The organism is Pseudobacillus sp. FSL P4-0506 (assembly GCF_038003025.1).
Lineage (GTDB): Bacteria > Bacillota > Bacilli > Bacillales > Domibacillaceae > Pseudobacillus.
In genome coordinates, this window is the sequence record NZ_JBBOOI010000001.1 from 525,975 (window position 1) to 550,965 (window position 24,991).

Annotated in this window: 24 protein-coding genes and 4 tRNA genes; 26 read left to right on the forward strand and 2 right to left on the reverse strand. The window is 41.0% G+C overall.

Annotated features, from left to right (window positions below; all coding sequences use genetic code 11):
* The first annotated feature begins 59 nt into the window (after positions 1–59).
* Complete coding sequence (locus tag MKZ02_RS02685; RefSeq protein WP_120035764.1) at positions 60–764, forward strand: DUF554 domain-containing protein; 705 nt, start codon at positions 60–62, stop codon at positions 762–764.
* On the opposite strand, the gene yyaC is transcribed toward MKZ02_RS02685, so the two are convergent.
* Positions 742–1,410: a spore protease YyaC gene (gene yyaC / locus MKZ02_RS02690; protein ID WP_340851711.1), complete on the reverse strand. Its 669-nt coding sequence runs from the start codon at positions 1,408–1,410 to the stop codon at positions 742–744. The genes MKZ02_RS02685 and yyaC overlap by 23 nt on opposite strands.
* Positions 1,411–1,581: 171 nt before the next feature.
* Between yyaC and MKZ02_RS02695 the strand changes: the two genes are divergently transcribed.
* Positions 1,582–2,490: a mechanosensitive ion channel family protein gene (locus MKZ02_RS02695; RefSeq protein ID WP_120035762.1), complete on the forward strand. Its 909-nt coding sequence runs from the start codon at positions 1,582–1,584 to the stop codon at positions 2,488–2,490.
* A 4-nt stretch (positions 2,491–2,494) separates the two neighbouring features.
* Positions 2,495–2,701: a DUF951 domain-containing protein gene (locus tag MKZ02_RS02700; protein ID WP_120035761.1), complete on the forward strand. Its 207-nt coding sequence runs from the start codon at positions 2,495–2,497 to the stop codon at positions 2,699–2,701.
* Positions 2,702–2,735: 34 nt separating this feature from the next.
* Here the strand turns inward: MKZ02_RS02700 and MKZ02_RS02705 are convergent, their stop codons facing one another.
* Positions 2,736–3,527 (reverse strand): YwqG family protein, encoded by a 792-nt coding sequence (locus MKZ02_RS02705; protein WP_340851715.1) that lies wholly within the window; start codon positions 3,525–3,527, stop codon positions 2,736–2,738.
* Positions 3,528–3,684: 157 nt separating this feature from the next.
* Here MKZ02_RS02705 and ychF point away from each other — a divergent pair, with 157 nt between their 5' ends.
* From ychF to MKZ02_RS02820, 23 genes are all read left to right on the forward strand, one after another.
* Positions 3,685–4,785 carry a redox-regulated ATPase YchF gene (gene ychF, locus MKZ02_RS02710; protein WP_120035759.1) on the forward strand — a complete coding sequence of 367 codons (1,101 nt, stop codon included), beginning with the start codon at positions 3,685–3,687 and terminating at the stop codon, positions 4,783–4,785.
* Between the two features lie 220 nt (positions 4,786–5,005).
* On the forward strand, positions 5,006–5,371 hold the full coding sequence (locus MKZ02_RS02715; protein WP_120035758.1) for a PadR family transcriptional regulator: 366 nt from the start codon (positions 5,006–5,008) through the stop codon (positions 5,369–5,371).
* Positions 5,337–6,002 (forward strand): DUF1129 family protein, encoded by a 666-nt coding sequence (locus tag MKZ02_RS02720; RefSeq protein ID WP_182917055.1) that lies wholly within the window; start codon positions 5,337–5,339, stop codon positions 6,000–6,002. Before MKZ02_RS02715 ends, MKZ02_RS02720 begins: the two co-directional genes overlap by 35 nt.
* Positions 6,003–6,120: 118 nt before the next feature.
* Positions 6,121–6,411 (forward strand): 30S ribosomal protein S6, encoded by a 291-nt coding sequence (rpsF, locus tag MKZ02_RS02725; protein WP_049665910.1) that lies wholly within the window; start codon positions 6,121–6,123, stop codon positions 6,409–6,411.
* Positions 6,412–6,481: 70 nt separating this feature from the next.
* Positions 6,482–7,003, forward strand: a complete 522-nt coding sequence (gene ssb / locus MKZ02_RS02730) for a single-stranded DNA-binding protein (protein WP_120035756.1) — start codon at positions 6,482–6,484, stop codon at positions 7,001–7,003.
* 27 nt (positions 7,004–7,030) lie between these two features.
* Positions 7,031–7,264 (forward strand): 30S ribosomal protein S18, encoded by a 234-nt coding sequence (gene rpsR / locus MKZ02_RS02735; RefSeq protein ID WP_041095655.1) that lies wholly within the window; start codon positions 7,031–7,033, stop codon positions 7,262–7,264.
* A gap of 182 nt (positions 7,265–7,446) precedes the next feature.
* Positions 7,447–9,447 carry a methyl-accepting chemotaxis protein gene (locus tag MKZ02_RS02740; protein ID WP_340851723.1) on the forward strand — a complete coding sequence of 667 codons (2,001 nt, stop codon included), beginning with the start codon at positions 7,447–7,449 and terminating at the stop codon, positions 9,445–9,447.
* Between the two features lie 323 nt (positions 9,448–9,770).
* The gene (locus MKZ02_RS02745) at positions 9,771–10,337 is read left to right on the forward strand and encodes a cache domain-containing protein (protein ID WP_340851724.1); all 567 of its coding nucleotides are present in this window, start codon (positions 9,771–9,773) and stop codon (positions 10,335–10,337) included.
* Positions 10,307–11,650 carry a methyl-accepting chemotaxis protein gene (locus tag MKZ02_RS02750; RefSeq protein ID WP_340851726.1) on the forward strand — a complete coding sequence of 448 codons (1,344 nt, stop codon included), beginning with the start codon at positions 10,307–10,309 and terminating at the stop codon, positions 11,648–11,650. Before MKZ02_RS02745 ends, MKZ02_RS02750 begins: the two co-directional genes overlap by 31 nt.
* Positions 11,651–11,821: 171 nt before the next feature.
* Positions 11,822–12,760 carry a YybS family protein gene (locus MKZ02_RS02755; protein WP_120035753.1) on the forward strand — a complete coding sequence of 313 codons (939 nt, stop codon included), beginning with the start codon at positions 11,822–11,824 and terminating at the stop codon, positions 12,758–12,760.
* Between the two features lie 37 nt (positions 12,761–12,797).
* Positions 12,798–14,768 carry a DHH family phosphoesterase gene (locus MKZ02_RS02760; RefSeq protein WP_120035752.1) on the forward strand — a complete coding sequence of 657 codons (1,971 nt, stop codon included), beginning with the start codon at positions 12,798–12,800 and terminating at the stop codon, positions 14,766–14,768.
* Positions 14,765–15,214, forward strand: coding sequence for a 50S ribosomal protein L9 (gene rplI / locus MKZ02_RS02765; protein WP_340851730.1), 450 nt, complete (start codon positions 14,765–14,767; stop codon positions 15,212–15,214). The genes MKZ02_RS02760 and rplI overlap by 4 nt, the downstream gene beginning before the upstream one ends.
* A gap of 122 nt (positions 15,215–15,336) precedes the next feature.
* The gene (gene dnaB / locus MKZ02_RS02770; protein ID WP_120035748.1) at positions 15,337–16,686 is read left to right on the forward strand and encodes a replicative DNA helicase; all 1,350 of its coding nucleotides are present in this window, start codon (positions 15,337–15,339) and stop codon (positions 16,684–16,686) included.
* A gap of 170 nt (positions 16,687–16,856) precedes the next feature.
* Positions 16,857–18,143 (forward strand): adenylosuccinate synthase, encoded by a 1,287-nt coding sequence (locus MKZ02_RS02775; RefSeq protein WP_120035747.1) that lies wholly within the window; start codon positions 16,857–16,859, stop codon positions 18,141–18,143.
* Positions 18,144–18,478: 335 nt separating this feature from the next.
* Positions 18,479–18,554: transfer RNA gene (locus MKZ02_RS02780), tRNA-Lys, on the forward strand.
* 14 nt (positions 18,555–18,568) lie between these two features.
* Positions 18,569–18,640 (forward strand) — tRNA-Glu (locus MKZ02_RS02785).
* 133 nt (positions 18,641–18,773) lie between these two features.
* Positions 18,774–18,850 (forward strand) — tRNA-Asp (locus tag MKZ02_RS02790).
* A 231-nt stretch (positions 18,851–19,081) separates the two neighbouring features.
* Positions 19,082–19,154 (forward strand) — tRNA-Phe (locus MKZ02_RS02795).
* Between the two features lie 301 nt (positions 19,155–19,455).
* Positions 19,456–20,166, forward strand: a complete 711-nt coding sequence (gene yycF / locus MKZ02_RS02800; protein WP_120035746.1) for a response regulator YycF — start codon at positions 19,456–19,458, stop codon at positions 20,164–20,166.
* 5 nt (positions 20,167–20,171) lie between these two features.
* Positions 20,172–21,995, forward strand: coding sequence for a cell wall metabolism sensor histidine kinase WalK (gene walK, locus MKZ02_RS02805; protein ID WP_120035744.1), 1,824 nt, complete (start codon positions 20,172–20,174; stop codon positions 21,993–21,995).
* Positions 21,992–23,344 carry a YycH family regulatory protein gene (locus MKZ02_RS02810; protein ID WP_340851732.1) on the forward strand — a complete coding sequence of 451 codons (1,353 nt, stop codon included), beginning with the start codon at positions 21,992–21,994 and terminating at the stop codon, positions 23,342–23,344. Before walK ends, MKZ02_RS02810 begins: the two co-directional genes overlap by 4 nt.
* Positions 23,331–24,119 (forward strand): two-component system regulatory protein YycI, encoded by a 789-nt coding sequence (locus MKZ02_RS02815; protein WP_182917052.1) that lies wholly within the window; start codon positions 23,331–23,333, stop codon positions 24,117–24,119. The genes MKZ02_RS02810 and MKZ02_RS02815 overlap by 14 nt, the downstream gene beginning before the upstream one ends.
* Before the next feature lie 21 nt (positions 24,120–24,140).
* Positions 24,141–24,935, forward strand: a complete 795-nt coding sequence (locus MKZ02_RS02820) for an MBL fold metallo-hydrolase (RefSeq protein WP_120035738.1) — start codon at positions 24,141–24,143, stop codon at positions 24,933–24,935.
* Positions 24,936–24,991: the final 56 nt, after the last annotated feature.

The window sequence follows — 24,991 nt, forward strand, 5'->3', positions numbered from 1 at the left end:
GGAGCTGTCGGTTACCGTCAGCTCCTTTTTCATAAGTGAAATTAAAGGAGAAAAGGGAAATGGTGTTATATGGATCCATTGTAAATGGTTTAACAATTGTTCTGGGAGCTATGCTTGGCAAGTGGTTAAATCGTATTCCAGAAGGGATTAAAGGAACCGTGATGCAAGCAATCGGGCTAGCGGTTGTCGTACTTGGATTACAGATGGGACTAAAAAGTGAAGACTTTTTGACTGTCATTATTAGCCTTGTTATTGGAGCAGCCATCGGGGAAATTTTAATGCTAGATGAACGATTGAACCGAATCGGTCTATGGCTAGAAAAGAAAATCGGCAAAGAAACAGATGAAACAAGTATCTCACAAGGCTTCGTAACAGCAACGCTGATTTTTGTTATCGGAGCAATGGGAATTATCGGGGCGCTTGACAGCGGCATCCGCGGCAACCATGAAGTGCTCCTGACAAAAGCAATTATTGATGGTGTCACTGCTTTAATTTTAACGACTACTTTAGGAATTGGTGTGATCTTTTCCGCTGTGCCGGTTGTTCTATATCAAGGAATCATTGCTTTATTTGCTACTCAAATCGACCGGTTTGTACCGAAAGAGTGGATGGACGCCTTTATTGTCGAAATGACCGCAACCGGAGGAATCATGATCTTAGCTATTGGGCTCAACTTACTTGGCTTGACGAAAGTGCGAGTAGCAAATTTACTGCCAAGCCTTTTAGTTGTCGGAGCGATTATTACGATTCAATATCTTTTTTAAAGAGCTGCTTAGAGTATAAGGATGCCTGCTTCTTTATATTCGAATCGGATGAGCCCATGCTTTCTTGCAAGATGGCAGAGGCCGAATATCGTATGGAAGCTTTGGCGATCCCTTCGGCTATAACACGAGCCATGCTCATTACAAGGTGTAATCGTGTATTTTGCAATACGAAGAATTCCATAAACCCACTAATATTTACAATGCCTGTTATATGGGCATCTCCTACGGCCGGTAATTGTTTGTTAACACCGGCCCCTGGTTTAACGGGCCCTTTGCCTACTTGGATACGTCCGACACTTTTCAACCTGCCTAGACAAGCATCTGCTCCGATAATAAAAGGGCGCTCGTGTTCTTTCTTTATGAGGGCAAGTTTCTCTACAAGATTTACTGCATGAACGGGATCTTCAAGTGTGCCATACATATGAAAGGCTGGTACATTCTTTTCCTGAAGCAACGTGCCGACAAGCGGGCCAAGAGCGTCCCCGGTAGAGCGATCGGTACCAATAAAAGTAAAGACAACCGGACAGCTTCCCGGAGGCGGCAGCAGCGTCAGCAAGTAGTCAGCAAATGTGGAAGCCGCCTGCTGCTCTTCATAATAAACACTATATGAATCAGGCTTTCGATCAAACAAATTTTTAAGATTCATAAGCTACCTCCTGCTGGATAATAGTAAAAGTATACGGATTTTTGAGCGATTCTATACATGCTCCCGGGAAAAAGAAAAAGTTTCTATTCAATGTGCCCGGCTACAAATTCTTTGCTATTCTTGTTAAAATGAAGATTGTCCTTCAAGCAAAGACCGTAAAGGAGGAATTTCATGTCTACATTTCAGCGCACGCTTGATAAAACGTGGGATAAATTAACAAATGAAGAGACGTGGCTTGCTGTTGGAGGAGGAGCAATAAAAATCATCCTGACGATGATTGTGGCAGCTATTCTTGTAAAAGTAGCTAAAACAGCCATCCGCAACTTTTTCCATTTGCGTGCAAAAGCCCCTCTTAGATATTCAGAACGGCGAGAAACCACTTTGTTAAAATTAATGGAAAATATAGTTTCCTATGTTGTATATTTCGTTGCACTCCTTAATATTCTCTCGATTTTAACTTTCAATGTGAAAGGGCTAATTGCCGGAGCCGGGGTTCTCGGCCTTGCGGTTGGTTTCGGCGCTCAGAACCTTGTGCGTGACGTAATTAGCGGTTTCTTTATCATTTTTGAGGATCAGTTTTCAGTAGGAGACTTTGTTCGTATCGGTAATTTTGAGGGGACTGTCGAAGAAATTGGTCTTAGAACAACAAAAATTAAACAATGGACAGGAGAACTTCATATTTTGCCGAATGGTTCCATTACGGAAGTCACCAACTTTTCTATTCATAACAGCATGGCTGTGGTAGATGTGAGTATCGCTTATGAAGAAAATATTGAAGAAGCAGAAAAAGCCATTGAAGCGTTATTGGGGACGCTGCAGGATAAGTACGAAGAAATTGTAGCACCGCCCACCTTGCTCGGTGTACAGAATTTGGCGGCCTCAGATGTTATCTTAAGAATAGCTGCTGAAACTACGCCGATGAATCACTGGTACATCGCCCGGATGATTCGTAAAGAAGTGAAATTGTGTTTGGATGAAAATGGAATTGAAATACCATTCCCACGGCTTGTTATGTATTCTCGTACAGAGCAAGAAGAAGCAGTGGCGCATAAAAAGAATGAAAACATAAGCAGGGGGTGAGCGTATGGAAAAAACATTTGAATTGAATGATGTCGTCGAAATGAAAAAACCACACCCATGCGGGACAAATCGCTGGAAAATAATTAGGCTCGGTATGGACATCCGAATAAAATGTGAAGGATGCGGGCATAGCGTTATTTTACCGAGAAGAGAATTTGTTAAAAAAATGAAGAAAGTGATTCATCCAGTTGAAAACAGCAGCGAAGCATAACGCTGCTGTTTTTTAGCAGAAAACTTGCAATGGATTAAAAACATTGCAGAGTAAAAGTAACTTTATCAAATTGTTTAGCGAGTAATTCTTCTTTTTCTATGCAAAAGTATAAGAGTCCTGAATCACCCCACATAACACCTAAGTCCTGCTCATCAGAATCTATTTGGAACAATAATACAGGGTGTTTGCTGCTATCATATAGCTCCTCAAATACATCATTTTGAACGTTGAATGGTTCTCCTAACATGTAATGAGCTGGGACAATAGAGCCGTTTTCATCTTCCGGCTGCATTAATTCCTGGCGAAAATTCCAAAAGCGATCTTCTTCGTTTTCATCTTCAAATGGCAGATTTTCAGGGTGCTCGGAAATGGTATATATATTCCTGAATGCTATTTTATAGGCGTCTAAAGAATAGTCACCTTCACTTTCCCCGGGAAATGCTCTTCTTTTTAATTCACAGACATCTCCATCAAAATAAAGAACTTTATAGCATCCTTCATCCTCTTCAAAGCCCCAAGGCTGTTCATGAGCATCATAAAATAAATATAAAATTCCCTTCTCAGGAAGCAAGTTATCTTTATCATACGGTTTTGCTTCTTTTAAATTAAATTGCCCGATGAACCAGAGATATCCGTTTTCATACGAGGGAAATTCCATTCCATCCGGCATATCCGGCAGGCCGCCTAATTTTGAAGTGCCAATTGGAATCTCTTCTTCTTTTATTGCTTTTTTCTCAATACCAATGGAATTTCGCAGAGATGTCATAATAGCCGATTTTTTATGAGACAATTTGTGCTCGCGAAGTAAGTGATCAATGCGCTGCATAGAATCCACTCCTAATTATGAAATTTTTAACAGTATAGCAAAAATTAAGGAGAACCATAGGAAAAGCGGCAATTGCCTTTTTCTTTGACTAAACTTATAATTGTGAAAGGTTTAGAGCGAAAGCAATAGAAGAGTTTACGATAGAGGAGTGACCGAAATGGCTTTAACAGCTGGAATTGTTGGTTTGCCGAATGTGGGAAAATCAACGTTATTTAATGCAATTACGAAAGCAGGCGCAGAATCTGCTAACTATCCTTTTTGTACCATTGATCCGAATGTAGGCATTGTAGAAGTGCCTGATGAGCGTTTAAATAAGTTAACTGAAATGGTAGAACCGAAGAAAACGGTTCCTACTGCTTTTGAATTTACAGACATTGCCGGCATCGTTAAAGGTGCGAGCAAGGGAGAAGGGCTTGGCAATAAGTTCCTCGCTCATATTCGTGAAGTAGATGCCATTTGCCAGGTAGTTCGCTGTTTTGCTGATGATAATATTACACACGTATCCGGAAAAGTTGATCCGATTGATGACATTGAAGTCATTAACCTGGAATTAATTTTAGCCGATTTGGAAACGGTTGATAAACGTCTTGTGCGCGTGGCCAAATTAGCCAAGCAAAAAGACAAAGAAGCCGTTGCGGAAAACGATGTTCTAGTCAAATTAAAGGAAGCGTTAGAAGCCAATAAACCGGCTCGCACAGTAGAACTTTCTGAAGAACAGAGCCGCATCGCCAAGCAGCTTCATTTATTGACAGCTAAGCCAATGTTATATGTAGCAAACGTTGGTGAAGAAGATATCGTTGATCCATCAGATAATGAATACGTTCAACGGGTTCGCGAATTTGCTGCAGAAGATAATGCAGAAGTCATTGTTGTCTGTGCAAAAATCGAAGAGGAAATCGCTGAGCTTGATGAGGAGGAAAAAGCGATGTTCCTGCAAGAACTTGGGATTGAAGAGTCTGGTTTAGATCAATTGATCCGCGCTGCCTACTCCTTACTTGGACTGGCTACGTACTTTACAGCTGGCGTTCAGGAAGTGCGCGCATGGACATTCCGTAAAGGAATGAAAGCCCCGCAATGTGCAGGCATTATCCATTCCGATTTCGAACGTGGATTCATCCGGGCTGAAACGGTTTCCTATGAGGATCTGATGACAGCCGGGTCTATGACAGCTGCTAAAGAAGCTGGAAAGGTTCGTCTGGAGGGCAAGGAATACATTATGCAGGATGGAGACGTTGTTCATTTTAGATTTAATGTATAAGACGAAAAAAGCATGAAATAAATAGAATCCATAGAGGAAAGCCGCATTACCCTTATTTTTTAGGATAATGCGGCTTTTAATTTCTCATAATATAATTCTTTTTCGTATAGTTGACAGAGAAGGAAAAGAAAGTAAAATAAAAGAGAGCTACTTTGCTAAACAAGGTAGTAATTTTTGTTCCAGTAACTTGTTATGCAACCTACTTGAAAGGAAGAGAACGTTGTCCACAAAAAGTCAGCTGTTAAAAGGGGTGTTGGAGGGCTGTATTTTAGCATTAATTGACCGTCAGCCAACATATGGTTATGAGCTTTTTGCCTTACTGCAAGATCAAGGACTATCCATGGTAAGTGAAGGATCTATTTATCCTATTTTGCTGAGACTTCAAAAAGAAGGGTTGATCACAGGAGAAATGCGAAAATCTTCCCAAGGGCCCAACAGAAAATATTATTATTTAACTGCTTTAGGCAAAGAGAACTTAAAAACGATTCAAAAAGAATGGGAAGCCATAAAAAAACCGGTTGAACAGCTTTTAGATGGAGGGGAAAAAGAAAATGAATGCCAAGGAAATGGTGAATGTAAACAATGAAAGAAGACGATGTCTATCAGAGGAAAATGAGAAATACTATTCAGATATGTTAGTATATATCCGCACGAGCAGGATTGCTGAAAAAGCGGGAGAAGAATTGCTTTTGGAGCTTCTAGAGCATTTGATTGAAGCACAAACACAAGGGAAAACAGCAGAAGACGTATTCGGCAAGCACCCTAAAGATTATTGCGAACGTTTAATTACCGGATTGCCAAAGCCAGGATGGAAAGAAAGAATCAGTTTTTACTTGTATATATCTTTTTTAGGGGCGGCCTGGCTATTAATAACAGATGGAATAATGAACATTTTGTTGAGGACGATGAATATTCAAACGAAAACGATGACACTGCTCCCTGTTATGATAAGTTTTATAGGAATAGCTGCGATAGTCATGTTTATTGTAAGAGGGGTAAAATGGACCGTTTACGCAAAGCGCCCAGTTATGATAGCCGGATTAATTGGTGTCTGTGTCACTCTGCTTGTAGTCAGCCTGGCCTTCCTTAGTTCTGTAGAGTGGTTTGGGGTGTCTTTATCTGCCCCTCTTTCTCCTTTCGTCACATTGGCAGCCGCTGTTATTTCTTTTCTGATCAGCTTTTATTTTAAAAAATTGGATCAACAACTGTCCAGCTGATCGTATTGCATTTAAGAGACAATCATGATATAATTCTATCTTGTGAGTAATGAAACAGTTACTCCTTGCTCTTTTCAAAGAAAAAGAGCCGCATAGACCATGAGGAGGTGAAAGAAAGATGAGAAAGTACGAATTTATGTACATTATCCGCCCAAACGTTGATGAAGATACGAAAAAAGCGGTTGTTGAGCGCTTTGACGGAATTTTAACTTCTAACGGTGCGGAAATCATCGATTCTAAAGATTGGGGTAAACGTCGTTTAGCATACGAAATCAACGATTTTCGTGAAGGCTTCTATCAATTAGTACATGCTAACGCCGATGCTGCAGCGGTTCAAGAATTTGACCGTTTAGCAAAAATCAGCGACGACATCATCCGCCATATCGTAGTACGCGAAGATGACAAATAAATCGTTTAAATAAACAATCTTTCAAAATGTTCTGCTTAAGGACATTTTGAACTAAAGGGGGTTGATTCTGATGATGAACCGAGTCGTTTTAGTAGGCCGTTTAACTAAAGATCCGGAACTTCGTTACACACCGAACGGAGCAGCTGTTGCTACCTTTACACTTGCCGTGAATCGTACGTTCACTAATCAGCAGGGCGAGCGTGAAACGGACTTCATCAATTGTGTCGTTTGGCGCCGGGCAGCAGAAAACGTAGCAAACTTTCTGAAAAAAGGAAGCTTAGCTGGCGTAGATGGCCGTATTCAAACACGTAATTATGAAGGACAAGATGGAAAGCGTGTGTACGTAACCGAGGTCTTAGCTGAAAGCGTACAATTTTTAGAACCACGCAGTGCTGCTTCAAGCGAGCGTGGCAATGAAAATAACGCATACGGCGGCGGACAAAGAAACCAGGACTTTCCGTTTGGACAACAGAATCAACGCAATAATAATAATAACAGTAACAACAATTCAGGTTATACAAGAATGGATGAAGACCCATTTGCAAATGACGGTCAGCCGATCGATATTTCAGATGATGACTTGCCATTCTAATCATTACTAAAAGAGGAGGGAATCGACATGGCAGGACGCAGAGGCGGACGTAAGCGCCGGAAAGTATGTTACTTTACAGCTAACGGCATTACGCATATCGACTATAAAGATGTAGAACTTTTGAAAAAGTTTATCTCTGAACGTGGAAAAATCCTTCCACGCCGCGTAACTGGAACAAGCGCTAAATACCAACGCCGTTTAACTATTGCAATTAAACGTGCTCGTCAGGTAGCTCTTCTTCCATTCGTAGCTGGAGAATAATTTAACGAAAGACTCGCCTTGACCGGCGGGTCTTTTTTTATGATCAATTATTTGAAAATATAAATATTTTATAAAAGTATCTATATTTTTATAAAACGACCGATGAAAAAGAAGGAAATTGTACGGTGCTAAGGCGCGCATCCGTACTCCCATTATCAATTATGTACAGGAGGGTGATAGATTTGAGGTCAATTAAGGCTAAATTAATGATACCTCTTACTTTACTGCTCATTTTATCTTTTGCTTTTATTATTGTTTTTATTGGTCATCAAATTGAAAAGCAAACGAAAGAAGAAGTCATTGGGCAAACAAAAGGAATTGTAAAGCAAATGAGCGATTCAGTTTCTTTATTTTTAGATCAGCATAGAAAAAGTATTGAATTAATTGCTAAAGATCCAGTGGTTGTCCAACGGGGAGTAAACCTGGCGGGCGGCAAGGAGGACATAAAGAATCAGGAAGCTGTCATGAACTCGCTCAAGCGCTATTTAACCTCCTATAAAGATGTATTGAATATCTACTTTGCTACACCAAAAAGGACAGTAGATATTTATCCTGCTGAAGTTCCAGACAATTTTGATCCAACAACAAGAGATTGGTACAAGTTAGCGATGGAGTCAGAGGGGAAAGCTATATGGAGTGAACCGTATATAGATGCGACCACTGGAGAATATGTAGTGACTGTGTCTCAGTTGGTAACAATGCAAAACAAAAAAATTGGTGTCATTGGAGCTGACATCAGCTTAGGCGTCATGACAAGTCAAATGGATCAAATGCATATTGGCTACAACGGCGAGCCAACCATTATTTCCAAGCAAGGGCTTGGTATTGTCCATCCGACCGAGGAAGGAAAAGATTTGACTAAATACGACTATGTTCAATCTATTCTTGATAACAATCAAGAGGAGGGAACTGTGGGATACAAGAAGGACAAGCAAGAACGCATTCTTGTATATGATACCGTAAAAGAAGTAGGTTGGAAGATTGGAGCTGCCTACAAGTACGATTCATTGCTTGGTTTATCCAAATCAATCGGAAAATACCTGGCAGTTACCGGCGTCATTCTGCTGCTTGTCATGATTGGTGCCATTCTTTATATACTCAATCAAATAATCAAACCAATTCTCTCTCTTGGAAAATTAGCTAAAGAAGTGGCTAGAGGAGATTTAAGCGTACAGGTGCCTGTTACAACTAAAGATGAAGTTGGCGAACTGGCGAAGACATTTAATGAAATGGTCACTAGTATGAGGGAAATTATTTCGGTTGTTAACCATTCAGCTGACAATGTCACAAAAGCGGCAGAGAACTTAAGTGCTGTTTCGGAAGAGACAAATGCTTCGAGCGAACAAATTGCTGTCGCCATTAACGAGATTGCCAAAGGAGCGGCTAAATCATCAGAAGAGTCCAGCGAGGCAACCGAACGTTCTCGCCATCTTGGTGAGCAAATTAATCAAATTGCCAATCAGGCTGGTGAAGTACGGGAAGCAGCCCGCCAGACAGAAAATGTACAAAAGGCAGGACTGGGACAAGTGGAGACGCTTAGCTCCTCCAGTACAGAAACAAACATGTATATTGATAAAATGGAGAAAGTCATTCTTGCTTTAGAGGCAAAAGTGAAATCAATTGAATTGATTATGCAGACGATTACCGATATTTCTTCACAAACGAACCTGTTGGCTTTGAATGCTTCGATTGAAGCAGCGCGGGCAGGAGAACACGGCAAAGGCTTTGCTGTTGTCGCTGAAGAAGTCCGGAAGCTCGCTGAGCAGTCTGCGCGGGCAACTGATCAGGTGAAGGAAACGATTAGCGATATTCAGGAAGGATCAGGGCAAGTAGTCGAGCAGATGGCGAAAACACGGACGAATTTTGACAGCCAGACAGCGGCAGTGGAAGAGACAGAGGTTATTTTCAAGAAGTTGTCTTCGCTGGTAGAGAAAATGGAAGTCTCTATTTCGGCTATTAATGAGGAGATATCTGGAGTAGCCAGTACGAAGAATGAAGTGTTGGAAGTGATGGAGCAAATTGCTGCTTCCTCGGAACAATCAGCAGCTGCAAGTGAAGAAATCAGCGCTTCAGCTGACGAGCAACTGCATGCCATTCAGTCGGTGGCTATGTCTTCTGAGCAGTTGATGGAATTAAGCATCGAATTAAAAAAGACGGTTAATCGCTTTAAGCTGCACAGCTAAAAGAGCGCTTCTTGACTGTCTTTAAAGTGGGTGTTCTATACATTTTGCGACTCGCCTTTTTAGGGCGGGTCTTTTTTATTTAAAACTACTTTCTATTAATGAACCCTCCCTTTATAAAATTAATAATAGTTTTACAACCAGTTAATATTACCTTGGGTACAAAAGACTATAATCGAAGAATAATGCGAGGGAAGGTGGGGCTGAAACTGAAATCCATTCGATTGAAGTTCATTGTACCTATTTCTATTTTGATAATTCTTTCTTTTTCTTTCCTGATCTTTTTTATTGGATGGCAAGCAGAAGAAAAGACTAAAGGGGATGTAATGCAGCAGACGAAAGGCATTGTGAAGGAACTGGAGCATTCTATTCAGCAATTCTTAAGAAAGTACGAGGAAAGCATTCAGCTGCTTTCAGCAAGCGAACAAGTAACAGCTTACGGAGAAAGCATAACAGATTCTGCTGCAATAAAAGAGAAGCAGGCAGCAGAGAGAGGGCTGCAAGAAATTTTAAATGAATATACTTATTTATATAAGGATGTACTCACTGTTTATTATGTATCCCCTGACAAGCAATTTAAAATGGCTCCATCAGTTAGTTTGCCGGCAAATTACGATCCTACTGTAGAAGAATGGTTTAAAGCTGCTAAACAAAAGCCGAAGTTGACCGCTTGGAGTGATCCTTATCAAAATAAATCCGGTGCGTATGTAATTACTGTTTCTAAAGCAGTGTATAGGGGAGATCAATGGCTGGGAGTCATTGGCGCAGACATTAATTTGACAAGCTTAACTAACCATATTAATGATTTAAAAATTGGCTATGAGGGTTACCCGATTATTATGGAAAAAACGGGGATGCCATTGTGCATCCAAAAGAAAAAGGCAAGAACTTAACAAACTTCCCTTTGTTTAAGCAAGTGGCTGACAGCGGGAAGGAAAGCGGCATTGTGGGGGATGAAAAGGGAAAAGAATTATTTGTTTATGAGACGATTGACCGCACACATTGGAAGGCAGGCGCTGTCTACCAGAAAAGCGAATTATTGAGCGTTTCGAAGGGGATCCGAGATATATTAATTGTTACTGCTCTTTCTATATTGCTCGTTATTATCGTTTTTATTTACTATTTATCTTCCAAAATCACCAAACCAATTGAGAAGCTGAATCAGTCTGTTGGTGAGGTAGCTAAAGGAAACTTACATACGAAAGTAAAAGTAAAAGGCCGGGATGAAGTTGCACAACTTGGTTATAGCTTTAACAACATGATCGACAGCATGAGCCATATTATCGTAGTAGTTTCACAGTCAGCTCATAATGTAAGAGAATCCATGAATGAATTAACATTAACAGCTGAAGACTCCAGTCGGGCCAGTGAGCAAACATTTGCAGCTATTAATGAAATTGCGGCAGGGGCTGTGCGTTCAGCAGAGGAAGCAAGAAAGGCAAAGGAACAGTCGGGGGAATTTGGAGAAATTATTAATGCTGTTTCAGCAAAAGCAGAGATCATGGCAGCTTTTGCTGAAGATGCCGGGCGGGCGAACCGGGCCGGTTTTGATCAAATTCAATATTTACAAGAATCAAATCATATATCTGAAAGGTTTATTGATACAACAGAAGAGGTAATAACAGAGCTTGGTTATAAAATCGAGGAAATTGGAAATATTGTTCAAGCCATCACTGATATATCTTCTCAAACAAATTTGCTTGCACTCAACGCCAGCATTGAAGCAGCGAGAGCTGGTGAGCATGGAAAGGGTTTTTCTGTCGTTGCTCAAGAAGTTCGCAAGCTTGCTGAACAATCTAACTATGCAGCACAAGAAATTAAAGGAAGGATTGTCAATATTCACGAGGGCTCCGAACAGGCTATTGCGCAAATCTACCAAACAAAGGAAAACTTTTCTAAACAAACAAAAGCAGTTAAACAAGCAAATGCTATTTTTCAGAAAAACTCTGCCCTTATGGATAAAATGAAGGAAGCTGTTTCGGACGTTCATCAAGATATTCAGCAAGTTACAGGAAAAAAGGATGAACTGTTGTCTTTAGTTGGTGATATGGCTGAACTTTCCTCATATGCTGTCGCAGCTTGTGAGGAGGTTAGGAATCATACGGATAACCAGATGCAGACCGTACAATCCGTTACAACAGCAGCCGAGAAGCTGAATGAATTGAATCGGGAACTGCTAGAATCTATTCATCACTTTAACTTATAAAAGTTGATAGGTGCGAAAAAGACTGCCGGAAAAGATTGCGGCAGTCTTTTGTGCAGGTCCGAACAGTTGAATGAATGACCAAAGCAGGATAAAATAATAAGGATGTCAATCATGTAATAATAGAGGAAAGTTACTCGATGACAGCAAAGAGATTGTTAATGAGGTGTTTGAGTGGACAATAAAAAAATGATAACCGAAGGAGTAAAAAGGGCCATTATTTTTGCCGTTTTATTCACACTAACGCTGTATATTCCAGGTTTGGGGATGATAGCCAGTCTTTTTCTTCTTCTTCCTTTTTTAGCGTACAGTGCTAAGTATCCAGCACGAACGGCTATAAGCTTTGCCGCCATCTGTTTGATTATTTCTTTGCTACTCGGCGGTCTGCCAGCAGTGCCATTTGCATTGTTGTTTATTATGACAGGAACAATTATGGGAAATATGATTCAAAAAAATCGGGACAAATTTTCTATATTTATGGCAGGAAGTTTAATTTTTTTGCTGAATATAGTTGTTTTATATGTAACGATTATGGGTGTGGCAGGAGATCAAGCGGTTGATATAAGCGCGTCATTCAAACAATCCTATGAGGATTCTGCCAAGTTAATGGAAAGCATGGGAAATCCTCTCCCGGAAGCGGCAATCGAGCAGGCCCAAGAAGTATTTGATTACTTGACCGCACTGATGCCGAGTTTGCTTGTGCTTTTCTCGTTAGGTTCCATATTAATTCTCATGGCTATTAACTTTCCAATTGCCAAGAAAATGGGTGTGGATGTGCCGAAGTTTAAGCCTTTTAGAGAATGGCACGTGCCGAAAAGTATTTTATGGTACTATATTATCTTGTTGGTGATGAGCTTGGTTGCAGTACCAGAGAAGGGAAGCATGTGGTACTTTTCCTACATAAATATTATGTTTATGCTGCAATTTTGTTTGCTGCTTCAAGGATTATCATTTCTTTACTTTATAGCTCATTTGAAAAAATGGCCGAAGATTCTTCCAATTTTGCTAACAGTTTTTTCAATTCTCTTCCTTCCGCTCCTTTATATTGTGAGATTATTAGGTATAATTGACTTAGGATTCGACTTGCGGCAACGCCTTCAACGGAAAAGATAATTTGTTTAGGCTACTTTTATTTCTAGGAGCTGAAATGATGCTTTCTTATTATAGCAGGCGGAAAATACAATTTCCGTTATATGGTTTACTGGCAGTTTTAATTATTGTTTTTGCCGTACTTGCTACTTATAATTGGCCGGTAGCACTCGCGGGGTTTATTATAAGCGGGGGGCTGCTTTTTCTGCTGATCAAAGCGGAGGATAGTATACACGGAGAGGTTGAGCGCCATGTTACGACTCTCTCTTACCGATTAAAGCGTGTAGGGGAAGAGGCACTCATGGAGATGCCGATTGGAATCCTTCTGTATAATGATGATTACTACATAGAGTGGGCTAACACCTTTTTCTCTTCTTACTTTAAGGAAGAAGCATTGGTAGGGAAATCGTTGCATGAGCTTGCCGATTCTCTCATTACCATTATTAAAAACGAAAAGGGCGATGTGATAGAGCTGCACGATCGGAAGTTTGACGTGATCATCAAGCCGAAAGAAAAGCTTCTCTACTTGTTCGATGTAACTGAGCAAGAGGAAACTGCAAGAAGGTTTTTGGAGGAGCAAACCGTTTTATCGATTATTTATTTAGATAACTATGACGATTTAACACAGGGAATGGATGATCAGACAAGAAGCAGCTTAAATAGTATGGTAACCTCTATTTTAAATGATTGGGCCTTAGAGCACGGGATTTTTTTAAAACGGATTTCTTCAGAGCGCTTTTTTGCTGTACTCAATGAAAAAATACTGCGGAAGCTCGAAGAAACAAAGTTTTCGATTTTAGATGAAGTAAGAGAACGCACAGCGAAGCAGGCTGCGTCATTGACGTTAAGCATTGGTGTCGGTCACGGAGAGCTGTCTCTTCCTGAACTGGGAACCCTTGCTCAATCTAGTCTGGATCTTGCTCTTGGTCGCGGTGGAGATCAGGCTGCTTTGAAGCAACTCAATGGAAAGGTAAAGTTCTATGGAGGCAAGACCAATCCAATGGAAAAAAGAACACGTGTCAGAGCACGAGTCATTTCTCATGCTCTGCGTGAGCTCGTAATGGAGAGCGACAAAGTGATTGTCATGGGCCATAAATATCCAGACATGGATGCGCTGGGCGCTTCCATGGGAATTCGGCGTGTAGCAGAAATGAACGATCGCGAAGGATATATTGTCCTTGATTTTTCTGAGATGGACACGGCTGTCAAGCGGTTAATGGCAGAAACAAAAAAGAACCCGGATCTTTACTCGCGCATTATTGCTCCAGAAGAAGCATTCGATCTAGCGACGGAAAATACTCTCCTTGTCGTAGTCGATACTCATAAACCATCCATGGTTATTGAGGAGAAGCTGCTTCAAAAAGTGGACAAAGTAGTCGTTATTGACCATCACCGCCGTGGAGAAGAGTTTGTGAAGAATCCGCTGCTCGTTTACATGGAGCCGTACGCATCTTCCACTGCAGAGCTTATTACGGAATTGCTTGAGTATCAGCCGAAGGTCAGCAAGCTCTCGATGCTCGAAGCAACTGCACTATTAGCCGGTATTATTGTAGATACGAAAAGCTTTTCGTTGCGCACCGGTTCAAGAACTTTTGATGCTGCGTCTTATTTGCGCGCCCGAGGTGCGGACACAGTGCTTGTCCAAAAGTTCCTGAAGGAAGATATTGATACGTATATTCAACGTTCACAAATTATTGAGACCGTCTATTTCTATAAGGATGGCATCGCGATTGCCAAAGGAGATCAAGCTCAAGTATACGACTCTGTTTTAATTGCTCAGGCAGCCGATACATTGCTTGCGATGGATGGAGTGCAAGCTTCGTTTGTTGTCGCCAGGAGAGAGCCGGATACAGTAGGAATCAGTGCTCGTTCACTTGGAGAAGTAAATGTGCAGGTAATTATGGAACAGTTACGAGGTGGCGGCCATTTATCGAATGCGGCCACTCAATTAAAAGATGTGACTGTTGAAGAAGCGGAAGAAATGCTTCAGCAGGTTATAACTGATTTATATGAAGGAGGCAACGAAGAATGAAAGTAATCTTCTTACAAGACGTAAAAGGAAAAGGAAAAAAGGGCGAAGTAAAAAATGTGGCGGATGGATATGCCCATAATTTTTTAATTAAAAACGGATTGGCAGTGGAAGCGACGGCAGGGAACAAAAAGACGCTGGAAGCCCAGAAGAAAAAAGAAGTGGAGCTTGCTCAGCAAGAGTTGGAAGAAGCGAAGAAATTAAAAGCGGTAATGGAAGAATTAACAGTAGAAATTAAAGCAAAGTCTGGCGAAGGCGGCCGGCTGTTCGGTTCTGTTACAACAAAGCAAATTGCAGAAGAACTGAAAAAGACACACAATATAAAAATTGATAAGCGTAAAATGGATCTACCTGAAGGAATTCGGGCGCTTGGCTATACAAATGTGCCGGTTAAACTTCATAATGAAGTATCTGCCACATTAAAAGTTCATGTTACTGAAGAAAAATAAATCATTTCATGCTAAAATAATAAGGTTGAAAACATGTGATCGGATCTTTCTGGTCACTTTTTTTTGACAAATAGACAGTTAGCGAAGAAAGAAACAACGCTTCCTGCAAGGAGGTTTAAGTGATGAGTGAGTTGTTAACCGACCGGATCCCGCCGCAAAGCATTGAAGCGGAGCAAGCGGTACTTGGTGCTATTTTTTTGGAGCCTGCAGCTTTAACAGTAGCTTCTGAGATTCTCATTCCAGAAGACTACTACCGGACTGCTCACCAAAAAATATATAATACGATGCTCAAGCTTAATGATCATGGAAAAGCAGTCGACGTTGTTACCGTGACAGAAGAGCTGGCTGCAGCCAAAGACTTGGAAGATGTTGGCGGTGTAACCTATTTAACGGAGCTGGCTGAATCGGTGCCAACGGCAGCCAATATTGAATATTATGCCCGCATCGTCGAAGAAAAGTCGCTTTTACGACGGTTGATTCGTACGGCCACAACAATTGCTCAAGAAGGCTATAACCGTGAAGATGAAGTAGATGCTTTATTAAATGAAGCAGAAAAAAGCATCATGGAAGTGGCTCAGCGAAAAAATACAAGCGCTTTTCATAATATAAAAGATGTACTCGTGCGTACGTATGATAATATTGAAATGCTTCATAACCGGAAGGGGGATGTGACTGGAATCCCGACTGGATTTGCTGAACTTGATCACATGACTGCCGGTTTTCAGCGCAATGACCTGATTATTGTAGCAGCGCGTCCTTCCGTCGGTAAAACGGCGTTTGCGTTAAATATTGCCCAAAACGTTGCTACAAAGACAGATGAAAACGTGGCGATTTTCAGTTTGGAGATGGGAGCGGAGCAGCTTGTTATGCGGATGCTCTGTGCAGAAGGCAACATTAACGCTCAAAACTTGCGTACAGGTTCCTTGACAGATGAAGATTGGCGCAAGCTGACAATGGCGATGGGAAGTTTGTCGAATTCAGGAATTTATATTGATGATACACCGGGCGTGCGCATTGGAGAAATCCGTTCAAAATGCCGTCGTTTAAAGCAGGAGCATGGCCTGGGTATGATTTTAATAGATTACTTGCAGCTTATTCAGGGCAGCGGTCGTTCAGGTGAGAACCGCCAGCAGGAGGTCTCAGAGATCTCGCGCTCCCTCAAGGCGCTTGCCCGTGAACTAGAAGTTCCGGTCATTGCTCTTTCCCAGCTTTCTCGTGGCGTGGAGCAGCGTCAGGATAAGCGTCCGATGATGTCTGATATCCGTGAATCGGGATCTATTGAGCAAGATGCAGATATTGTTGCTTTCTTGTATCGAGATGATTATTATGATAAAGAATCGGAAAACAAAAATATTATCGAAATCATTATAGCAAAGCAGCGGAATGGCCCAGTTGGCACTGTTCAGCTCGCTTTTGTTAAAGAGTATAACAAGTTCGTCAACCTGGAACGGCGTTTTGATGAAACAGGGTAACGAAAGGAGGAACTGGCAGCACCGACTGCCGGTTCTCTTTTTTACGAACAAATTGATTTTTGTCTAAGAAAACGTTCGTGTTCTTCGATTGACTTCTTTAGTTTTAACCTGTTAAAATAAATCTGGTATAAAAAATTAACAAACTAATGGACCCTTCGGAGGTGCTTATTATGTCGTCAGTAGTAGTTGTTGGAACACAGTGGGGCGATGAAGGAAAAGGAAAGATTACTGATTTCCTTTCAGAAAATGCAGAAGTAGTAGCTCGTTACCAAGGCGGTAACAATGCAGGACATACAATTAAATTCAATAATGTTACGTATAAGCTTCATTTGATTCCATCTGGTATCTTCTATAGCGATAAAATTTGTGTAATCGGCAATGGTATGGTCGTTGATCCGAAAGCATTAATTCAGGAATTAAAGTACTTGCATGACCATAATGTCTCTACAGATAATTTGCGTATCAGCAACCGTGCACATGTGATCCTTCCTTACCACTTAAAAATTGATGAAGTGGAAGAAGCACGCAAAGGTGATAACAAAATCGGCACGACTAAAAAAGGCATTGGCCCTGCTTATATGGACAAAGCGGCTCGGGTAGGCATCCGTATAGCGGATCTATTAGACCGCCAGGCGTTTGAGGAAAAATTAACTCGCAACTTAGAAGAGAAAAATCGCTTGCTTGAGCGTTTCTATGAAACGGAAGGGTTCAAAATGGCAGATATTCTTGATGAATATTATGAATACGGCCAGCAAATCAAACAATATGTATGCGATACATCAGTTGTCTTAAACGATGCTTTAGATGACGGACGCCGTGTATTATTTGAAGGCGCTCAAGGCGTTATGCTGGACATTGACCAAGGTACATATCCATTTGTTACCTCTTCTAACCCAGTTGCGGGCGGTGTAACTATTGGTTCCGGTGTCGGCCCAACCAAAATTAATCATGTGGTAGGAGTAGCGAAAGCTTACACAAGCCGTGTAGGAGATGGCCCATTTCCAACGGAGCTTCATGATGAAATTGGTCATCAGATCCGTGAAGTAGGCCGCGAATATGGAACAACGACAGGCCGTCCACGCCGTGTTGGCTGGTTTGACAGCGTAGTTGTGCGTCATGCCCGCCGCGTCAGTGGTTTGACAGATCTTTCTCTTAATTCCATTGATGTATTAACAGGTATTGAAACATTAAAAATCTGTGTTGCTTACCGTTACGAAGATAAAGTGATTGAAGAGTATCCAGCAAACTTGAACATTTTATCTAAATGCACACCAATCTATGAGGAGCTTCCAGGCTGGACGGAAGATATTACTGGCTGCAGAGCGTTGAGTGAACTTCCTGACAATGCACGCCATTATTTAGAGCGTGTATCTCAGCTTACCGGTATTCCATTGTCTACATTCTCAGTAGGTCCGGATCGCAACCAGACAAATGTTATTCGCAGTGTATGGGCATAAGAAGAAAATAGCTGTCCATTTCTGAATTTAAAAACCTTAAAATCGCTTATTTTCGACATATACTTCTTTAGATAAAGAAAGTAAGCGTACAAAAAATCCGTTTTCTCAAGAGAGAAAACGGATTTTTTTGCAAGATAATTGAAGGGATTTTTTTACTTATTTTAACAAAAAAACAGGTCTTAGGCTTCTCTTGCTCATTTAAATGATTGTTTATTAGGTTTTTTAATTGTTTTCAAATCACTTTATTTTTTTCGACAATTTTTTTCAAAAACCTGTTGTCAGCTATTTAACTATGTGATAATATTAACAACGTTGTTAAGAACAAGCATAACTGCGAGCCATTAGCTCAGTTGGTAGAGCATCTGACTTTTAATCAGAGGGTCGAAGGTTCGAGTCCTTCATGGCTCACCATTTTTATGTAAAGTGGCCCCTTGGTCAAGCGGTTAAGACACCGCCCTTTCACGGCGGTAACACGGGTTCGAATCCCGTAGGGGTCATTTGGAGAAAAGCGAAAGGCGCTCGTTCAGTGCGTTAATGCATTAGAGCTTTCGATGAGAACTCTCTCAAGAAAGAGTGAATTAATGTACGCCACTAGCGCCTGTAGCTAGACAACCCATTATTCTTTAAAGTGGTCCGGTAGTTCAGTTGGTTAGAATGCCTGCCTGTCACGCAGGAGGTCGCGGGTTCGAGTCCCGTCCGGACCGCCATTTTAATAACCGTTTAATTTAATGAATCCTATTTTCCCAGATGACGGCCAAAACTTCCTGAATCGACTTCAATGTTGGCCGCATCATTTTTTATTAGGGCTCAATCGTAAAGCACGATGGAGTAAACTCCGAAGCGATGCTTTAGCAAACCCTTGAGTTTGCCGCTTGCTTTTACTTGTTGAAAGCGGATGGATGGACAAATGAATAGGAGTATGTGAAATATTTTATTATGGCTCAGTAGCTCAGTCGGTAGAGCAATGGACTGAAAATCCATGTGTCGGCGGTTCGATTCCGTCCTGAGCCATCAAAGAAGCATTGCGACGATGATAACTCTCGCGGTGCTTTTTTTATTGTAAAGAAAAAAAATCCAGTTGCCTGAAAAAGATGAAAACCAAAGCTTTTCATGATAAAGTTATTGAGGAGCCATTTTAATAGTGTAAAGATACCGGGTCGTTTGTTTTCACAACGGCCTGTTTGCAGTAGTATTTACCATTTTTTTCTTAAACGGATAGAACAAACAGCTTTCTATAGGAAATATGTTAAAATAGTAGAATCATCTTTTCTTAAATTGAATGTTTTTAGAATGAAGAAGTGAGGAGAAGAACATGCAAAAGAAAATATTAGTTGTCGATGATGAGAGGCCGATTGCAGATATTCTGCAGTTTAATCTTAAAAAAGAAGGCTATGATGTCCACTGTGCTTATGATGGCGATCAAGCGGTAGAAATGGTGGAGGAACTGCAGCCTGATTTAATATTGCTTGATATTATGCTTCCGGGACGGGATGGCATGGAAGTGTGCCGGGAAGTGCGAAAAAAACACGAGATGCCGATTGTCATGCTGACAGCGAAAGATTCGGAAATTGACAAAGTGCTTGGCCTTGAGCTAGGTGCAGATGACTATGTAACAAAGCCATTCAGCACCAGGGAATTGATCGCCCGTGTGAAAGCTAACTTGCGTCGACACCAGGCGGCACCACCACAATCGGAAGAAGAAGAAGACACGAATGAGATTTCAGTGGGAACCCTGACGATCCATCCGGATGCTTACGTTGTTTCTAAACGCGGTGAAACGATTGAATTGACGCACCGGGAATTTGAATTGCTTCATTATTTAGCAAAGCATATTGGACAAGTAATGACAAGAGAGCATTTGCTGCAAACAGTATGGGGTTACGACTACTATGGAGATGTCCGTACAGTCGACGTAACCGTTCGCCGTCTCCGTGAAAAAATTGAAGATAATCCAAGTCATCCTTCATGGATTGTGACAAGGCGAGGAGTAGGCTATTACTTGCGCAATCCTGAACAGGAGTAACGTACATGAAACGAGTTGGCTTTTTTCAGTCGATACAACTGAAGTTTGTATTAATTTATGTATTGCTTATTTTGTTTGCTATGCAAATTATCGGAGTGTATTTTGTAAGAGAACTCGAAGAAAAGCTTCTTACAAATTTTAAAACCTCCCTTCAAGAACGAGTCAATCTTCTTGAATATAATTTAAGGGAAGAAATGCTGAAGGAACGGACAGAAGAAACCCCGACTCTTGAGCAGGATATCCGGAGAATACTGGATGATTTTGCAGGACCAGACGTATCAGAAGTACGTGTTATTGACCACCGTAGCCGTATTATCGGCACTTCTGATTCCAATAGGCAGGGGATCATTGGCCAGAGAATTACTGACATTTCTGTGAAGCGGACGCTTTCTCTCGGCGCTGAAGAAGATAAAATGTATATTGACCAGCAATCGAATAAACGGATTTGGGTCTATACCTCTCCGATCATTTCCAATCGAGAAGTTATTGGAGCCGTCTATTTAATTGGCAAAGTGGAAACCGTGTTTGGCCAGTTGGAAGACATTAATGAAATCTTGTTTTCAGCTACTGCTCTTGCCTTAGGATTAACAGCTATTCTTGGAATTTTGCTGGCACGGACAATTACCCGTCCGATCAGTGACATGCGCCGTCAGGCTGTGGCACTCGGAAAGGGGAACTTTTCCCGCAAGGTAAAAGTATATGGACAGGATGAAATTGGTGAACTGGCGATTACATTTAATAATTTAACGAAGCGTCTACAGGAAGCACAGGCGACGACTGAAGGAGAAAGAAGAAAGCTGTCTTCAGTGCTTTCTTATATGACTGATGGGGTTATTGCTACCGATCGAAAAGGAAGAGTTATTTTAATTAACGAGCCGGCTGCAAAGCTGTTAAATGTTTCACGTGAAACAGTTATTTCACAGACGATCACTAATTTGCTCGGCCTTGAAAAGGAATATACGTTTGATGATTTACTTAACGAGCAAGATTCAGTCATTTTAGATTACAGCAACGATGACCAGCCGTATGTTTTGCGTGCCAATTTTTCCGTTATTCAAAAAGATACCGGATTTGTCAATGGTTTGATTGCGGTTCTTCATGACATAACCGAACAGGAAAAAATTGAGATGGATCGCCGTGAGTTTGTTGCCAACGTATCTCATGAATTAAGAACACCGCTTACAACGATGAGAAGTTATTTAGAAGCTCTGGCGGATGGAGCATGGCAGGATGCGGATATTGCTCCTCATTTTCTTGAGGTCACCCAGACTGAAACAGAGCGGATGATTCGTCTCGTTAATGATCTGTTGCAGCTATCGAAATTCGACAGCCGCGATTATCAGCTAACGAAAAAGGACGTGGACTTCACAGAGTTCTTTAACCGGATTATTGACCGGTTTGAGATGACGAAGTCGCAGGATGTTACCTTTAAACGCAAATTACCTCGCTATCCCATTTATGTCGAAATTGATACCGATAAATTAACACAGGTAATTGATAACATTATTTCTAACGCATTAAAGTATTCACCTGAAGGCGGACAGATTACTTTTAAAGTTGAAGAAAAAAGCGATCAGATTGAAATTAGTATCCGCGATCAGGGAATGGGGATACCGAAGAAAAATCTTGAGAGGATTTTTGAGCGCTTTTACCGTGTTGATCGGGCGCGTTCCCGTAAAATGGGCGGAACTGGCCTCGGATTAGCAATTGCGAAAGAAATCATTACTGCCCATGAAGGCCACATTTGGGCAACGAGTGCTGAAGGCAAGGGAACAACGATTTTCTTTACGCTTCCATACGAACTGTCTCAAGAGGATGATTGGTCATGAACTATGAAAAAATAAAATCAATCGGGTTAGCGCTGCTTGTGGCAATCAGCATTATCCTGACTTTGAGTATATGGAGTTACCAACCAAATTACGACACTATCAAAAGAGATAATATTCATGAAGTATCTTCAATCAGTGAGACAAAAGAAGCTTCTCACTTAGTTAAGCCGTCTACCGTGCTGTTTCATAAGGATGATGAGCATTATGGTTCTACAAGAGATATAGAAGTAGATGAAATCATGAAAGAAATACAAACATGGACATTTACAAACACCGTAGATGTATCAAGCAGAATAACAGAAAAGGAATTTGGTGAGTTACTCCATGGCGAAAATCGCCTGGAACTCTTGTTTCCTGCTTTTATTCCTTTTTACACAATGAGCACCATTACGACATTTGAAGATGACTCTGTACCGAATGCGGTGTTTGACCGAATTATTATCACTAATATAAATACGAGAGAGAAGCAGGCAACTGTCTATTTCGTATCGACAAAGGAGCGTCTTGTTTTTCGAAGTGAAGCCTCCTCAACAAACCTTTCAGCATTTAAAAAGCAATTTATTAAGGATGCGGAAAAGTGGGAGCCATATGTTCATTATCCGCTTGCCGCAAATGAACAATTGTTCCTTCCAGAAAAGCAGCCGGTGCTATCCAGTTATAAATACTTGCCGGATGAAATTGATATAGAGGACTTTAAGGATTTGCTGTTTAGTGATCCGAGTTTAGTAAAAAAAGGCTTAAAAACTAATGGTGAAGAATACACAGACGGCTCTACATTAATGAAGGTTGATTACCTTAAGAGGATGATTTTCTATGTCAATCCAGCCAAAGAGTCTGAAATTAATAATCCCGGAAGTTTGCATGACCTATTAGATAAAAGTATTAAATTTATTAATGAGCATAGCGGATGGACGGATCAATATCGACTGTTCAAGGCGACTCCAGGGTCTTCTGAAATTGGTTACCGTTTGTTTAAAAATGGATTACCGGTGTTTGACGGCCAAAGCATGTCAGCAGATCAAGACATGGCAGAAATCGTACAAGTATGGGGACAAGACAAAATTTATAAGTATACCCGTCCTTATTTTACGCTTGATATCTCCTTGCCATCCGAAGGAGAAGAGGTTACACTGCCGGACAGCGCATCTGCATTAAAACAAGTAAAAAAATTGGAGCACTTTAAACCCGCATTGCTAGAAGATATGGCGGTAGGATACCAGCTGCTTCCAGATCCGGAATCATCCAAAATACTCGTTCTTGAGCCTTCCTGGTTTTATAAGTATGGAGGGCGCTGGAAGCATCTTTCATTCACTGAGAAGACGGAGGGAAAAGTCCATGGATTGGAGTAAAACAAAAACAATCTTCATTACTGTTTTCCTCATTTTGGACATCTTCCTTCTAGCCGTGTTTCTTAATAAGCATAGTGCCAGCCAATTTGAATTTATTAAGGAAGCTTCAATTGAAGATAAATTAAAATCTTACAATATTGAATATGGAAAATTACCCGAAGAAGTAAGCGAAGAAACGATTCTCACGGCAAAAACAAAAAGCTTTACCAAAAAAGAGGTCAGTCTCTTGCAGAACCAGACGGTTAAGTTTCCGGACAATCAAACTGTTTTAGAAAGCCATCTGCAAAAGCCAATCAAGCTGGGGGAGAAGAAGCTGGAAGACCTTAAAGCATTTGTTGAAACAGAGGTTATTTTCGGTGATCAATATCAATACTGGGAGCTTGATAGCGAAAAAAATACGGCTATTTTTTATCAGCACTATAAGGATAAGAAGCTGTTTGAAATTAAAAATGGCAGGCTTGAAGTTCAGTTGAACAGCAATAACGAAATTATCGGCTATAAGCAGACCATGTTGGAGGACCTGAAAGAGAATGGTCAAGAGGAGAGTATTATATCTGCCCACCAGGCCATTCAAACGCTTTATAAAAATGGTTTAATTAAGCCTAACAGCAAAATTTCTGATGTAGAGCTCGGTTATTACACTTTTGTACATTTGACGGAACTACAAGTATTGACACCTACTTGGTACTTTAAAATTAAAAACGGCGAAAAAACAGAAAAAATGTTTGTAAATGCTTTTGACGGATCGATCTATAAGAATGAGGAAAACAGCTGATGATAGATGGAGTGAAGCAACATGACTTTGCGTTTTAGCGTTCTGGCAAGCGGTAGTACAGGAAATGCTTTCTACGTGGAAACGGAAGATCAGGCGTTTTTAGTAGATGCCGGATTAAGCGGCAAACAAATGGAAGGGCTGTTTGCATCCATTGACCGCGAAATTAAAAACTTGACGGGCATTCTCGTAACACATGAACATAGTGACCATATTAAAGGGCTAGGTGTGCTAGCTAGAAAGTATAAACTGCCGATTTATGCAAATGAAAAGACGTGGCAGGCAATGGACAAGCTGACGGGAAATATTGATACGGAACAGAAATTTACATTTGATATGGAAACGGTGCAAAGCTTTGGGAATTTGGATATTGAGTCATTCGGTGTGTCTCATGATGCAGCCGAACCAATGTTTTATGTTTTCCACCATGAAGGCAGGAAGCTGGCATTAATTACAGATACAGGCTATGTCAGCGATCGGATGAAAGGCGTGATTAACAATGCGGATGCCTACGTATTTGAAAGCAATCACGACGTTCAAATGCTGCGTGTAGGTCGGTATCCGTGGAATATTAAGCGCCGCATTTTAGGCGACTTTGGCCATGTATCTAATGAAGATGCTGCCGTTGCTATGAGCGATGTAATCGGGGACCGGACAAAGCGTATTTATCTCGCCCATTTGAGCCAGGATAATAATATGAAAGATTTAGCAAAAATGAGTGTGACACAAACGCTTGAAATGAAGGATATGCCGGTCGGAGAGCAATTTGAGCTCTTACACACCGATCCGAAAGTGCCAACTGTATTAACAGAGCTTTAATGAAAAAGGCCTGCCTGAAGATTTGTCAGACAGGCCTCTTTGTATTGCATTTTTGT

Coding starts and splice junctions, on each gene's coding strand:
- ychF (WP_120035759.1), top strand. CDS start 3,685: ATGGCTTTAACAGCTGGAATTGTTGGTTTGCCGAATGTGGGAAAATCA.
- MKZ02_RS02775 (WP_120035747.1), top strand. CDS start 16,857: ATGTCGTCAGTAGTAGTTGTTGGAACACAGTGGGGCGATGAAGGAAAA.
- yycF (WP_120035746.1), top strand. CDS start 19,456: ATGCAAAAGAAAATATTAGTTGTCGATGATGAGAGGCCGATTGCAGAT.
- yyaC (WP_340851711.1), bottom strand. CDS start 1,410: ATGAATCTTAAAAATTTGTTTGATCGAAAGCCTGATTCATATAGTGTT.
- dnaB (WP_120035748.1), top strand. CDS start 15,337: ATGAGTGAGTTGTTAACCGACCGGATCCCGCCGCAAAGCATTGAAGCG.
- MKZ02_RS02810 (WP_340851732.1), top strand. CDS start 21,992: ATGAACTATGAAAAAATAAAATCAATCGGGTTAGCGCTGCTTGTGGCA.
- MKZ02_RS02745 (WP_340851724.1), top strand. CDS start 9,771: ATGCAGCAGACGAAAGGCATTGTGAAGGAACTGGAGCATTCTATTCAG.
- rpsF (WP_049665910.1), top strand. CDS start 6,121: ATGAGAAAGTACGAATTTATGTACATTATCCGCCCAAACGTTGATGAA.
- MKZ02_RS02820 (WP_120035738.1), top strand. CDS start 24,141: ATGACTTTGCGTTTTAGCGTTCTGGCAAGCGGTAGTACAGGAAATGCT.
- MKZ02_RS02695 (WP_120035762.1), top strand. CDS start 1,582: ATGTCTACATTTCAGCGCACGCTTGATAAAACGTGGGATAAATTAACA.
- MKZ02_RS02760 (WP_120035752.1), top strand. CDS start 12,798: ATGCTTTCTTATTATAGCAGGCGGAAAATACAATTTCCGTTATATGGT.
- MKZ02_RS02720 (WP_182917055.1), top strand. CDS start 5,337: ATGAATGCCAAGGAAATGGTGAATGTAAACAATGAAAGAAGACGATGT.
- MKZ02_RS02700 (WP_120035761.1), top strand. CDS start 2,495: ATGGAAAAAACATTTGAATTGAATGATGTCGTCGAAATGAAAAAACCA.
- rpsR (WP_041095655.1), top strand. CDS start 7,031: ATGGCAGGACGCAGAGGCGGACGTAAGCGCCGGAAAGTATGTTACTTT.
- MKZ02_RS02815 (WP_182917052.1), top strand. CDS start 23,331: ATGGATTGGAGTAAAACAAAAACAATCTTCATTACTGTTTTCCTCATT.
- walK (WP_120035744.1), top strand. CDS start 20,172: ATGAAACGAGTTGGCTTTTTTCAGTCGATACAACTGAAGTTTGTATTA.
- ssb (WP_120035756.1), top strand. CDS start 6,482: ATGATGAACCGAGTCGTTTTAGTAGGCCGTTTAACTAAAGATCCGGAA.
- rplI (WP_340851730.1), top strand. CDS start 14,765: ATGAAAGTAATCTTCTTACAAGACGTAAAAGGAAAAGGAAAAAAGGGC.
- MKZ02_RS02685 (WP_120035764.1), top strand. CDS start 60: ATGGTGTTATATGGATCCATTGTAAATGGTTTAACAATTGTTCTGGGA.
- MKZ02_RS02705 (WP_340851715.1), bottom strand. CDS start 3,527: ATGCAGCGCATTGATCACTTACTTCGCGAGCACAAATTGTCTCATAAA.